The organism is Alkanindiges illinoisensis, assembly GCF_004377485.1.
Classification (GTDB): domain Bacteria; phylum Pseudomonadota; class Gammaproteobacteria; order Pseudomonadales; family Moraxellaceae; genus Alkanindiges; species Alkanindiges illinoisensis_A.
Window position 1 is genome coordinate 62,766 of record NZ_SNTY01000011.1, and the last position, 11,660, is coordinate 74,425.

The following is an 11,660-nucleotide window of genomic DNA, read 5'->3' on the forward strand; positions in this document are numbered from 1 at the left end:
TCTGTTCCCGAGCTTGCCTGAGTCTGGTCTTGCATATGAAATTCTCTGTAAAAAACGCTGCCTTCAAAGATCCGGTTTTTCAACCTATTAAAACGCTGGGTATTACTACTGTAATGACATTGTCATTATTCAGTACCACTGCAGTCAGTGCGAAAACCATCCTGATTTTAGGAGACAGTATCAGTGCTGGCTATGGTATTAATGTAGAGCAAGGCTGGGTGGCAAAATTACAGCAGCGCCTCAACCAGAAATATCCCAAGCAGCATCAGGTGATCAATGCCAGCGTGAGCGGAGAAACGACTAGTGGTGCACTGGCACGCTTGCCCAAATTGCTGACGACTTATAAGCCGCAAGTGGTGGTGATAGAACTGGGTGGTAATGATGCGCTGCGTGGCCAGCCACCCGCAGGCATTCAGAACAATCTCACCCGACTGGTGAGCATCACAAAAAATGCCAAGGCTGAACCCTTACTGCTGGGTATGAAAATTCCACCCAATTATGGCAGCGCCTATAGCAAGGCTTTTGAACAAACCTTTAGCAATGTGGCCAAGGCACAGCAGGTTAAACTGGTTCCATTCTTTTTGCAGGGCATTGCAGGCAACAACCAACTGATGCAGCGTGATCTGGTGCATCCGACGGCCAATGCACAAAACCAGTTGTTAAACAATGCCTGGCCGCAGATTGAAAAAACCCTGAAATAAGCCTGCACCAAAATGTGTTGCTGATTAAAAAGGCGGCCTGTTATGAGCAGAACCGCCTTTTTATGATCTAGTGAATTTCTACTAGCCAATCAAGCTAAATATCAAAAAATTCCACTGTACCGGTTTCCAGTGAATACTCTGCGCCCACTACTCTTAGCTCACCCTTTTCAATGAGCTGCTCCAGTACGGCTGAGCCATGACGCAACTGGTTCACTGACGCCTGCACATTGGCGCGCACTGCATATTTTCGCAGTTTTTCCAGATCATGGCGCAAGTCGGTGTGCATCAGGATTTCCACTGAAGGCCGCACCCGATTCACAATGGACATTAAATTACTGGACGGTTTTTGATCGGGATGGCGCAGTGCTTCAATGGTTGCAGCAATTGCCCCACAATGTGAATGACCCAGCACCACCACCAGCGGTGCATCATAGCGTTCAGCAGCAAATTCCACACTGCCTACCTGGGATGGCGCGACAATATTGCCTGCCACGCGAATTACAAACAGGTCACCCAGTCCCTGATTAAATACAATTTCAGCCGGAACGCGGGAATCGGAACAACCCAGAATAATGGCAAATGGATTTTGCTCTTTGGCCAGCGTTGCACGCTCGACCAGACTTAAATGTGTGTCCTTGGCAGGCTTTCCTGCGACAAATTCTGCATTACCCTGTTTTAAGCGTTCAAGCGCCTCTTGTGCAGTAATCATCACCTATTTGCTCAACATGGTTTAATTTTAACGCCAGTATTATAACCAAACTTTTATACTTTGCTGATAGGACTTCTTGGCTTTGTTGAATGCTGAGTACAGGATGAAAAGGAGTTAAAGGTTTTCCTACAATTTCCAACAAAATGGGAACTTTTTATTAGCATGCATTTGAATTCAGGAACTTACAATGACTGCTTTAGCACAGGTACAGTATAGATGATATGCAACATTCTGAATTATGGAACCGTTTTGCAGGCTGGCTAGACCAGTATGACTGGATGGAAATGCTGCTGGGATTGGGCATATTGCTTCTGGTAGCGTGGATTGCCAACTGGCTGGCCAAGCATGTGATTGTGCGCGGGGTTCGCCGTTTTAGCCAGCTGCTGCCATTGAACCATAACGGTGCATTGAGCCGGTTTAAGGTGATTGACCGTTTTGCCAATATTGTACCTGCGCTGGTCATTAAGATAGGTATTGCACAGGTTCCACACCTGTCACCGGGCATTATTAGAATTGTAGGGATGCTGGCTCAGGCCTGGGTGTTTATTACCATTGTGCTGACCATTAGCGCGGCACTCAATGTGGTAAATGAGCTGTACCAACGCCGTCCGGTTGCGCGCAACAAGCCGATTAAAGGCTATTTGCAACTGGTCAAGATTGTCTTGTTTATTGTTTGCGCGCTCTTGATTGTTGGTACGTTCCTGCAAAAGGATATATTTACCCTGCTGGCCGGTTTTGGTGCAATGGCTGCCGTACTGATGCTGGTATTTCAAAATACTATTTTGTCATTGGTTGCCAGTGTTCAGATTTCTTCTTATGACATGGTGCGGCTGGGCGACTGGATTACCATGCCTGGACTTAATGCCGATGGTGATGTGATTGATATGTCACTAAATACCATTAAAGTCCAGAATTTTGACAAAACCATCACCACCATTCCTACCAACCGCCTGATTACTGATACGTTTATGAACTGGCGCGGCATGAGTGAATCCGGTGGACGACGGATTAAGCGGGCCATTTTACTGGATCAGACCAGCGTACATTTTCTGGATAATGATGAATACCAGCATTTAAAATCATCGTTTTTGCTGGATAAATACTTGGATGAAAAAAATCAGGAAATTGCAGCATGGAATGAAAGTCTGGGACCACAGGCCAATAGCAAGCTTAATCAGCGCGCACTCACCAATCTTGGTACTTTTCGCGCCTATATCCAGAATTACCTGCAACATCATCCGGGTATTCATCAGGAAATGACCTTGCTGGTGCGACAGCTTGAGCCAACGGCGCAGGGCTTGCCACTGGAAATTTACTGCTTTAGCAACAGCACTGACTGGGCATTTTATGAAAATGTGCAATCCGATATTTTTGATCACCTGCTGGCAATTTTGCCGGAATTTGGCTTGCGGGTGTTTCAGCAACCCAGCGGCGCTGACCTGACTAACATGGGTTTGGTGAGTTTTTCTGCCTCGCCTGAAACCACGCCGATGCAGCAAGAACACTAATCTGTAATACCTCAGTTCTATGGCTTTCAGGAAGAAAAATCCGCAGCACCGTATTTCGATGAACATACCAGATCAATGCTGCTGGTTTGGTGTGTTAATTGGCCTAAAAAAATTAAAAAAATAGTGTGATTGCCAATTGTAATTTGTTGCTGTCTGTTAGGCTAAATGCGATAACAATCTTTTTTCAGGGAATAGAGGTATGTTGAAAACAATTTGCAAGCCATTACTACCGCTTGTCATGGCACTGGGGTTAACTGGAATCACTACTGTAGCGGCACAGGCTGTGCCCCTGCCCCAGCAAAGTTTCCAGCAGGTTTTACAGGAAGAACGTGCCTGGGCTGGCTTAACCACGCATACGCTTAAAGTAGGTGACATTGAATGGACTTACAGCGAAGGCGGCGACAAAGCCAAGCCAACCGTGATGCTGGTACATGGCCTGTCCGGTAGTCGCGACAACTGGAACCGGGTCGCCCGTTACCTGACACCTTATTACCATGTCATTATTCCCGACCTGCCTGCACATGGCGACACCAAAGTTCCGGCAGACTTTGACCTGCAAGTGCCTAATATGGTGGAAGCCCTGCGCCGCTTTACCGAAGCTGCCGGCATTAATAAAAACCTGAACGTGGCGGGTCACTCACTGGGTGGTGCGGTGGCTGGCCTATATGCAGCGCAATACTTTTTTGATGTGCAAAGCCTGTTGCTGAGTGACAGTGCCGGCGTATTCAAGACTGCCCAAAGTCCCTATTTAAAAGACCCTACCCTGCTACGTGATATTGTGGTTACCAAGCCGGGTGACTTTGACAAACTCATGAAAATTGCCATGTACAATCCGCCGTTTATTCCATCTTCGCTCAAGCAGGAGCAGGAAAAAATGATGATGGCGCAATCGGACAATACCCGTAAGGTGATTGAGCAACTCATTAAACTGTACGGCTATTACACCCCGGAAACCTTTGCGCTGGCTGCCAAAGCCATTGAAGCGCCTACCTTGATTATCTGGGGCAAGCAGGACAAGATTATTGATGTCAATGTGGTGCCAGAACTCAAAGGCCTGATTAAAAATGCACAGGAACCAGTGATTCTGCCCAATGTTGGCCATACACCTATTCTGGAAGCCGAACAGCTCGTTATTCAGAAGTACCTGCCGTTTTTACAAAAAGCAGTAGCCACTCCAAATCCGTTTGCCGGATCAGCGCCTTAACACAGGCTTTGGTTAGGCTCTGGTTTATTAAACACTTTTAGTCTTCGAGAAACTTATGATTCACCCCAAAGCAGAACAATTATTACAGGCCCAGTTGCGTTATATCCTGCTGCAATTGCAGTCCGAGCAAACCGTCAGTGATGAAGTCAATACGCTGGTGGCGCACCTGTCTGAAAAGCCTGTTGAACAGCTGATTACACTGGAACACTTACAGGCACTACTGGGCAAGCAGGCACTGGATTATCCGGTACAAGCACATCTCACTGAGCAAATTGTGTCACAAATCCAGTTTGCCCTAACGCATGCCAGCAATGACAGCATCAAGATTGCGGGCCTGGTTCCTGCTGATTCAGTAGAAACCGTAGCGCAATACCTGTCCTCGCAAAAAGAACATCGTGAAGCCTTTATTCACCGGATTTTTAGCAACCCGGCTTATGCCCAGATGCTGTCACAAACCATTAGCCATGCCATCAATGACTATATGGAAAACAATGTGATTGCCAAGAAAATGCCCGGTGTTGGCAGCCTGATGAAAATGGGTAAAAGCGTATTGGAAAAGGCAACTGACAGCAACCTGGATTCTGCCTTGCAGGGTTATTTAAGCAAAAACATTAACAACCTGATTGCCGTCAGTGAAAAAATGGCCAACCGCCATCTTAATGACCAGCAGGTATATCAGCTCATTCAGCAGGGATGGCAAACTGTGGCACAGCAACCTGTGAGTATGGTGAATAACTATGTGGACAATGATAGCCTGACCAGCGGCGCGCAAGTGATTAGCCGCACCTGGGACAGCCTGCGCAGTAGCGACTATATCCGCACTCAGGTGAATGATGGCATCGCACACTGGTACAGCCAGAACAAACATCATACGCTGGGCAAAATCCTGCGTGATGTCAACGTGGATGCTGTACTGATTGAGCAGGAACTCAAACTGGCGATTATGCCAGTGGTACGTCAGCTGATTGAAGAAGGTTATGTGGCCCAGCGTGTAGAAGCCCGCCTGCGTGATTTTTACCAGACCAGTGAAGTGGCCGCCATTTTTGCTGACTAAAATATCAGGCAGATTAAAGGGCTAAGTTGATTTTCTAGCGTTTGATTTCAATGGCGCATGGTTTGATTTAAGAAGTCAAATCATGCGTTATTCTTCTAAGTAAATCTACAAGTTAAACGCTAGTTATCTTCTAAAAAAATCTAATGCTGCACCTGCAACAACTGTCCGCTAATTTTTATAACTACATCTCTTTAACTGCTTTTTATGGCATTTCGTGGCACACTAAAGCCCTAAGATTTTATGTACCAGAACAATTTTTTTTATGACTCAATCATTGTCAGATACGGTAGAAGCACTACTGGTCGAAGAAGGTTTTAAGGTAGACCGGGTAAAACCCATTGTCCCTGCCAATTCACTGGATGAGGACAATGCAGTCACTTTCCGGATTTTTATTAAAGGCCATAAAGGCGAATGGCCGTGCATGGTACGCTGTTTTGAAACAACGTCGCGCGTGCTGGTGTATAGCCTGTATCCTGATCAGGTGCCAGAGCATTTGCGCTCCCGCATGAGTGAACTTATTTGCCGGATTAATTACGGCCTGATTCTGGGCAATTTTGAAATGGACTGGGACGATGGCGAACTACGCTATAAAACCAGCATTGATGTGGAAGGCTTTGGTCTGAACAGCACGATTTTACGCAATCTGGTGTATGGCAATTTTCACAGCTTTGATTTGTACTTTAATGCACTGGCACTGGGTATGGATACCGAACGCGATCTGGATATGATCGTGATGGAAGCAGAAAATCCCGACATGCCGAAGGGTTTTGATCTGGTTGATGAAATTGTGCACTGATTTTTTAGCCTATTGATTAAAGGCTGTACCCATCAATAAAATCGTTCAATAAAACCGATCAAATAAAAAAGCTGGCTACCTTTTTGGTTTGCCAGCTTTTTTATTTGATACTTTATTTACTAGTTTTGCCGTGGTTTTAAATCACACTAAGTTCGCCTTAACAGATTAGCCTTTGTGCGCTTCAAGCTGGGCACCCACTCGAGCACCCATTTCTTTGCCCAATGCTGCCAATGCATTAAATGGCCGAATCATCACTTCAAAATCCACGATCTTGCCCTGTGCATCGAAGCCAATCATGTCAATGCCTTTAAGTGCCTTGCCATCGACCACAGCACTAAACTCCAGCACCACCTGCAAACCATCATCAGTTGCAAACTCACGATGGTAAGTGAAATCCTCGAAAATGGTAATTACTGTTTTAAGAATCAATCCCACCGCCAGCGAACCCGTATAAGGCCGATGCGCCATGGGTGAACGAAACACCACATTCGAGTCCAGCAGCTCAGCCAGAATGCTCATATCGCGGGTTTGTAGCATGTGGTGCCACTTTTCCAGTGAGCTTGCCACCGCTGGTTGAAGCTGTGCGGTTATTGCTGATGTACTCATGACTGTTCTCCCTGAACGTTTATACCTTGTTTTTTGCTTAGAACTTGCCAGCGGGTTGTTAATATACCCGCTGGCATTGATCTGGCTGATTGGATTAGGGCTATTAAATCGCTAGCGCAAGTTCAGTTCCATTTAAAATGGCACGCTTGGCATCAAGCTCGCCTGCTTCTAGCGCACCGCCAATCAGGTGCGTAGAAATACCTGCCGCCTGCAAGTCGTCATACATGGCACGCAATGGTTCCTGCCCGGCACAGATAATGATGTTATCCACTTCCAGCACCTGCTCCTTGCCATCGACCACAATATGCAAGCCTTGCTCGCTCACTTTTTCATAGCTGGCGCCATTAATCATGGTGACGTGCTTGTGCTTTAGGCCGGCCTTATGAATCCAGCCCGTGGTTTTGCCCAGATTGGCACCAACCGGGGTGGACTTGCGCTGCAACAGATACACTTCGCGTGGACTGGCTTCAGGCTGAGGCTGGGTAATCCCCCCACGATGCTCATAGCTGGTGTCAATGCCCCACTCGGCAAAAAACTTCTTGGGATTCAAGGTGGCGCTTTCGCCTTCATGGGTCAGGTATTCGGACACATCAAACCCAATACCGCCTGCACCCACCACCGCAACCCGTTTGCCCACCGGTTTTTTATCACGCAACACGTCCAGATAAGTCAGTACCTTGGGACTATCAATCCCTTCAATATTCAAATGACGCGGGGTTACACCGGTAGCCAGCACCACTTCATCAAACTGGCCATTTTTCAACAAATCCAGATCAACATACTGTCCCAGTTTTAACTCGACAGTGCCCAGCTCCAGCTGACGCTTGAAATAACGCAGGGTTTCATAAAATTCTTCCTTGCCCGGAATCAGCTTGGCCACGTTAAATTGGCCGCCAATCTGGTTTTCAGCATCAAACAGGGTCACCTGATGGCCGCGCTTGGCCGCAGTGGTTGCAAAGGCCAGACCGGCCGGGCCTGCACCCACCACTGCAATTTTCTTAACTTTTTCCAGCGGCTTTGCCGTCAATACCGTTTCATGGCAGGCATACGGATTAACCAGACAGGACGTAATCTTGCCTACAAAAATATGGTCAAGGCAGGCCTGATTACAGCCAATACACGTATTAATCTCATCGCTCCGGTTGCTCGCAGCCTTTAAGACAAACTGCGAATCAGCCAGAAACGGACGTGCCATGGACACCATGTCGGCACTGCCTTCAGCCAGAATCTGTTCGGCCACATCCGGCGCATTAATACGGTTGGTGGTAACCAAAGGAATGCTGACTTCACCTTTGAGCTTTTTGGTCACCCATGCAAAGGCAGCACGCGGCACTTTGGTGGCAATGGTTGGAATACGTGCTTCATGCCAGCCAATCCCGGTATTGATGAGTGTGGCCCCTGCTTGCTCAATGGCTTTAGCCAGTTGCACCACTTCGTCATAACTGGAACCGCCTTCCACCAGATCCAGCATGGACAAGCGATAGATAATAATAAAGTTAGTGCCCACGGCCTCACGAATGCGACGCACAATTTCCAGTGCAAAGCGGGTACGGTTTTCATAGCTACCGCCCCACTCGTCAGTCCGGTGATTGGTACGCTCGGCAATAAACTGGTTAATCAGATAGCCCTCTGATCCCATCACCTCAACGCCATCATATCCGGCAACCTGTGCCATTTTTGCACAGTGTACAAAGTCCTCAATGGTGCGCTCAATTTCTTCGCCAGTCAGTTCATGCGGCACAAATGGATTGATCGGTGCTTTCACCGCACTGGGTGCAACATTGGCAGGATTATACGCGTAGCGGCCAGTGTGCAGGATTTGCAGGGCAATTTTACCGCCTTCTGCATGTACCGCATCGGTCACCACCTTGTGATGCTCGGCTTCTTCCAGATTGTTTAACACTGAACCGCCCTGTACAACGGCGCCTTCAGGATTGGGTGCAATACCGCCTGTGACAATCAGGCCAACGCCGCCACGTGCACGCTCGGCATAAAATGCGGCCATGCGCTCAAAACCACCCGGTAATTCCTCCAGCCCCAAGTGCATGGAACCCATCAGGGTACGGTTGCGTAAGGTGGTAAAGCCCAGATCAAGCGGGGCTAACAAATGCGGATACGCAGATGCTTGATCTTGTGGCTGATGGTTAGGCTGGGCATTGGGATTTGACATGGCTGGCTATTCCTTTATGACGGAAATTAAAACGCTGGCGGTTGTGATCAGCACGATATGGTTTCTTAAAAATACTGGATCACAACTATGCACTTTGTTGCATGATTTGCTCTGCCGATTTTATAATTTATTTTCCATCACTATGCAACTGGTTGCATAAATTATTTTTACAGTATTTAATACTTTTTTCTGCTCACTCATTTGCGGTATTGCATGTCACTCGCTCACGTCCTGCTCACCTCCTTATTGGAAAAGCCAAGCTCTGGTTATGATCTGGCGCGCCGCTTTGACAAGTCCATGGGCTTTTTCTGGAGTGCCACCCACCAGCAGATTTACCGCGAGCTTAAACGCATGGAAGATCAGGGCTGGATTCATGCAAGTCCGGCAGAAGATGCTGGTAAGACCAAAAAGAAAACCTATGAGGTACTGGAAGCAGGCAGGCAGGAATTAAAACAATGGGTGTTGCTGGCGACTGATCCTTACCTGATTCGCGAGGAAATGGCGGTGCGGCTGCGAGCCGAGGCCATACTTGGCCCATTGGGTATTGAAGAAGAGCTCAAACGCCACCTGAAATTGCATGAAGAAAAACTGGCGCTATATCTGACCATTGAACAGCGTGATTTTATCAAAGACAGTGTGCTTAGCCGCGAGCAGCAAATTCAGTATCGGGTATTGTTGTTAGGGATTGAAACGCAAAGAACCTGGATTCAATGGGCAAAGGACACAATTGCGTTATTTAAAAAGCTGGATTCGAACAAATAGGAACCATTTAAGCGTAAAGTTTTTTATTTTAAAAATTATAATTTAAACACGACGGCGTCTTAACATTTTTATTTAACTAGAATCAATTCTTACGTTCTTTTGTCTTGATACAAAAGAATCAAAAGATCAAGGCAATAGCAATGAACTAAAAATCAACGCATCAGCCTAAAATGAAAAAACTCGCTACGCTCAAACAATTTTCATTTCTTAACGACTGATTTTGTTGATTTTCTTAACGCTCATTGCTAATAGCCCCCATAACAAGCAATCAGCAAGCGCATAGAATTTAAAACAAAAACTTATTTAAAATAAGCACCTTCTTTTTGGGTATGATCTGTTTTATCAATCACACGACCCAGCTCAGGAATATGCTCTTTCAGCGTGGTTTCCACACCCTGCTTTAAAGTCACATCCACCGCTGAACAACCCTGACAGCCACCGCCAAACTGCAATACCGCAGTCAGGCCATGCTCCTCATCGGTAAACAGCTCAACCAGCGACACGTTACCACCATGTCCGGCCAGTCCCGGATTGATTTCTGCCTGCAATACATAAGCAATGCGCTCTTCTACCGACGCATCTGCACCCACGCGAGGCACTTTGGAATTAGGTGCCTTAAAGGTTAACTGACCACCAAAACGATCCTTGTTGTAATCAATCACGGCATCTTTTAAATAAGGAATGGATGGCGTGTCGATGTAGGCCGGGAAGCCATCATACTGTTGCTGGTAATCCAGCGTATTCACTTCTTCTGGTGTGGCATAGGCCATGCAGCATTCCGCACGGGCAGTACCAGGGTGCTCAACGAAAATGCGTACACCAATGCCAGGCGTATTTTGCTTGGCCAGCAAGTCATTCAGGTATTCCTGAGCGCTGGGCGTAATGACCATGTTCGGGATCATTTCATCCGGTAAGCTGGTAGTTTGAGTGGCTTGATTTTCAATCGTGGTGGCATTTTCAACAGACATTACAACTAACTCCTGCGCAGAGGGCACATCATAGCGCATAGATGAGGGCTATGATCATCAAACACAAGTTTAAGTGATTTTTTGGGCAAAATGTAGGAAAACCCTTGGCAAAATATCGATCATCATGATCGGCTAAAAATGTAACTAGGCGTATATACACAACAATTTGGCCTAAAAGTACTTTACTATTCCATCACAATAACCATTAATCCGACTAAAATGCTAGGTTTACCTTTTTCCCATACCCTGACATTAATTCTTATTACCTGTCTGCTGTCGTTTATTGCATTTGGCAACCGTGTGGTGATGAATCGCCTGATCATGTGGCCGCCAGCCATGCGCCGTGGCCAGTTTGACCGCTTTATTACTTACGGCTTTGTGCATGCTGATGGTACGCATTTGCTGTTCAACATGATTACCCTGTATTTTTTTGGCCATGCGATTGAAACATTTTACCGGCCTTATTTTGTCGGAATGGGTTTTATCCTGTTTTATCTGGCGGCTTTGGTGGTGGCCATGCTACCCAGCTATTTCAAGCATAAGAATGACCCCAATTACCTGAGTCTTGGTGCTTCAGGTGCAGTATCCGCAGTGCTGTTTGCCTATATCCTGTTTGAGCCATGGAACCTGATTTTTGTATTTTTCATTCCCATGCCAGCCATTCTCTATGCCTTGCTATACACGGCTTATACCGTTTATTCAGCACGACGTGGACAGGACAATATCAACCACAGTGCGCATTTATGGGGTGCAGGTTTTGGCGTAATTGCAACCATTGCAATTGAGCCACGGTTGGTACCACGCTTTATACAGGAATTGCTGCATCTTCATTAAAATATTTTGCATCCCTTTAAGGTTAATTTTAAAACCTGAAAATCAGATCAGTGATTTGATGTAAGACTTCTTTCATAAGTCATACCAACCTGCCTTCGACCAATTCGACAAGCTCAGTGACCGTAGGCAGCGTTGGTTGAGCCTGTCGAAACCAGACTCATGAAAGAGATCTATAGTTTCACTTATATTTTTATTCGATAGCCTTGTTCGTTTTAATTATTCTTAGATTAGCATTTGAAGTGCAACACCATGTTCTTGGAATAATACCTGACTCGGACTTTTAAATCCGAGTCTTTTTCTTGGACGATGGTTCAATCGTTGAGTGATTTCTGCAATATATGCATCCGT

12 protein-coding genes are annotated in these 11,660 nt (G+C 46.5%); 8 read left to right on the forward strand and 4 right to left on the reverse strand.

All coding sequences use genetic code 11. The features are described from left to right. Nucleotides 1–35 precede the first annotated feature (35 nt). A complete protein-coding gene (locus E2B99_RS03175) occupies nt 36–701 on the forward strand; it encodes an arylesterase (RefSeq protein ID WP_134243527.1) in 666 nt (221 codons plus the stop codon). Nucleotides 702–795: 94 nt separating this feature from the next. Here the strand turns inward: E2B99_RS03175 and E2B99_RS03180 are convergent, their stop codons facing one another. Then, nucleotides 796–1,410 carry a carbonic anhydrase gene (locus tag E2B99_RS03180; RefSeq protein ID WP_134243528.1) on the reverse strand — a complete coding sequence of 205 codons (615 nt, stop codon included), beginning with the start codon at nt 1,408–1,410 and terminating at the stop codon, nt 796–798. Nucleotides 1,411–1,631: 221 nt separating this feature from the next. Here E2B99_RS03180 and E2B99_RS03185 point away from each other — a divergent pair, with 221 nt between their 5' ends. The 4 genes from E2B99_RS03185 to E2B99_RS03200 all read left to right on the forward strand — a co-directional run bounded on the left by E2B99_RS03185 (nt 1,632) and on the right by E2B99_RS03200 (nt 5,972). Further along, entirely contained in the window at nt 1,632–2,918 is a 1,287-nt protein-coding gene (locus tag E2B99_RS03185) for a mechanosensitive ion channel family protein (protein ID WP_134243529.1), read from the forward strand. Between the two features lie 199 nt (nt 2,919–3,117). Continuing rightward, nucleotides 3,118–4,122: an alpha/beta fold hydrolase gene (locus tag E2B99_RS03190; RefSeq protein ID WP_134243530.1), complete on the forward strand. Its 1,005-nt coding sequence runs from the start codon at nt 3,118–3,120 to the stop codon at nt 4,120–4,122. Between the two features lie 55 nt (nt 4,123–4,177). Beyond that, nucleotides 4,178–5,176 carry a hypothetical protein gene (locus tag E2B99_RS03195; RefSeq protein ID WP_134243531.1) on the forward strand — a complete coding sequence of 333 codons (999 nt, stop codon included), beginning with the start codon at nt 4,178–4,180 and terminating at the stop codon, nt 5,174–5,176. 262 nt (nt 5,177–5,438) lie between these two features. Further along, nucleotides 5,439–5,972, forward strand: coding sequence for a YbjN domain-containing protein (locus E2B99_RS03200; RefSeq protein WP_134243532.1), 534 nt, complete (start codon nt 5,439–5,441; stop codon nt 5,970–5,972). A gap of 165 nt (nt 5,973–6,137) precedes the next feature. On the opposite strand, the gene E2B99_RS03205 is transcribed toward E2B99_RS03200, so the two are convergent. Both E2B99_RS03205 and E2B99_RS03210 read right to left on the reverse strand, forming a co-directional pair. Beyond that, nucleotides 6,138–6,578 (reverse strand): nuclear transport factor 2 family protein, encoded by a 441-nt coding sequence (locus E2B99_RS03205; RefSeq protein ID WP_134243533.1) that lies wholly within the window; start codon nt 6,576–6,578, stop codon nt 6,138–6,140. A 103-nt stretch (nt 6,579–6,681) separates the two neighbouring features. Next, a complete protein-coding gene (locus E2B99_RS03210; protein ID WP_134243534.1) occupies nt 6,682–8,748 on the reverse strand; it encodes an NADPH-dependent 2,4-dienoyl-CoA reductase in 2,067 nt (688 codons plus the stop codon). On the opposite strand from E2B99_RS03210, the gene E2B99_RS14560 reads away from it, so the two are divergent. Both E2B99_RS14560 and E2B99_RS03215 read left to right on the forward strand, forming a co-directional pair. Then, nucleotides 8,747–8,908: a hypothetical protein gene (locus E2B99_RS14560; RefSeq protein WP_166738976.1), complete on the forward strand. Its 162-nt coding sequence runs from the start codon at nt 8,747–8,749 to the stop codon at nt 8,906–8,908. The genes E2B99_RS03210 and E2B99_RS14560 overlap by 2 nt on opposite strands. 53 nt (nt 8,909–8,961) lie before the next feature. Beyond that, the gene (locus E2B99_RS03215) at nt 8,962–9,510 is read left to right on the forward strand and encodes a PadR family transcriptional regulator (RefSeq protein ID WP_134243535.1); all 549 of its coding nucleotides are present in this window, start codon (nt 8,962–8,964) and stop codon (nt 9,508–9,510) included. 299 nt (nt 9,511–9,809) lie between these two features. Here the strand turns inward: E2B99_RS03215 and nfuA are convergent, their stop codons facing one another. Next, nucleotides 9,810–10,412 carry a Fe-S biogenesis protein NfuA gene (gene nfuA, locus E2B99_RS03220; RefSeq protein WP_134243549.1) on the reverse strand — a complete coding sequence of 201 codons (603 nt, stop codon included), beginning with the start codon at nt 10,410–10,412 and terminating at the stop codon, nt 9,810–9,812. Between the two features lie 285 nt (nt 10,413–10,697). Between nfuA and E2B99_RS03225 the strand changes: the two genes are divergently transcribed. Then, entirely contained in the window at nt 10,698–11,312 is a 615-nt protein-coding gene (locus E2B99_RS03225; RefSeq protein ID WP_134243536.1) for a rhomboid family intramembrane serine protease, read from the forward strand. Nucleotides 11,313–11,660 lie beyond the last annotated feature (348 nt).

What these genes read in the sequence shown, in the direction of transcription:
- E2B99_RS03175 (WP_134243527.1), top strand. Translation starts at nt 36, where the DNA reads ATGAAATTCTCTGTAAAAAACGCTGCCTTCAAAGATCCGGTTTTTCAA.
- E2B99_RS03180 (WP_134243528.1), bottom strand. Translation starts at nt 1,410, where the DNA reads ATGATTACTGCACAAGAGGCGCTTGAACGCTTAAAACAGGGTAATGCA.
- E2B99_RS03185 (WP_134243529.1), top strand. Translation starts at nt 1,632, where the DNA reads ATGCAACATTCTGAATTATGGAACCGTTTTGCAGGCTGGCTAGACCAG.
- E2B99_RS03190 (WP_134243530.1), top strand. Translation starts at nt 3,118, where the DNA reads ATGTTGAAAACAATTTGCAAGCCATTACTACCGCTTGTCATGGCACTG.
- E2B99_RS03195 (WP_134243531.1), top strand. Translation starts at nt 4,178, where the DNA reads ATGATTCACCCCAAAGCAGAACAATTATTACAGGCCCAGTTGCGTTAT.
- E2B99_RS03200 (WP_134243532.1), top strand. Translation starts at nt 5,439, where the DNA reads ATGACTCAATCATTGTCAGATACGGTAGAAGCACTACTGGTCGAAGAA.
- E2B99_RS03205 (WP_134243533.1), bottom strand. Translation starts at nt 6,578, where the DNA reads ATGAGTACATCAGCAATAACCGCACAGCTTCAACCAGCGGTGGCAAGC.
- E2B99_RS14560 (WP_166738976.1), top strand. Translation starts at nt 8,747, where the DNA reads ATGGCTGGCTATTCCTTTATGACGGAAATTAAAACGCTGGCGGTTGTG.
- E2B99_RS03210 (WP_134243534.1), bottom strand. Translation starts at nt 8,748, where the DNA reads ATGTCAAATCCCAATGCCCAGCCTAACCATCAGCCACAAGATCAAGCA.
- E2B99_RS03215 (WP_134243535.1), top strand. Translation starts at nt 8,962, where the DNA reads ATGTCACTCGCTCACGTCCTGCTCACCTCCTTATTGGAAAAGCCAAGC.
- nfuA (WP_134243549.1), bottom strand. Translation starts at nt 10,412, where the DNA reads ATGATCCCGAACATGGTCATTACGCCCAGCGCTCAGGAATACCTGAAT.
- E2B99_RS03225 (WP_134243536.1), top strand. Translation starts at nt 10,698, where the DNA reads ATGCTAGGTTTACCTTTTTCCCATACCCTGACATTAATTCTTATTACC.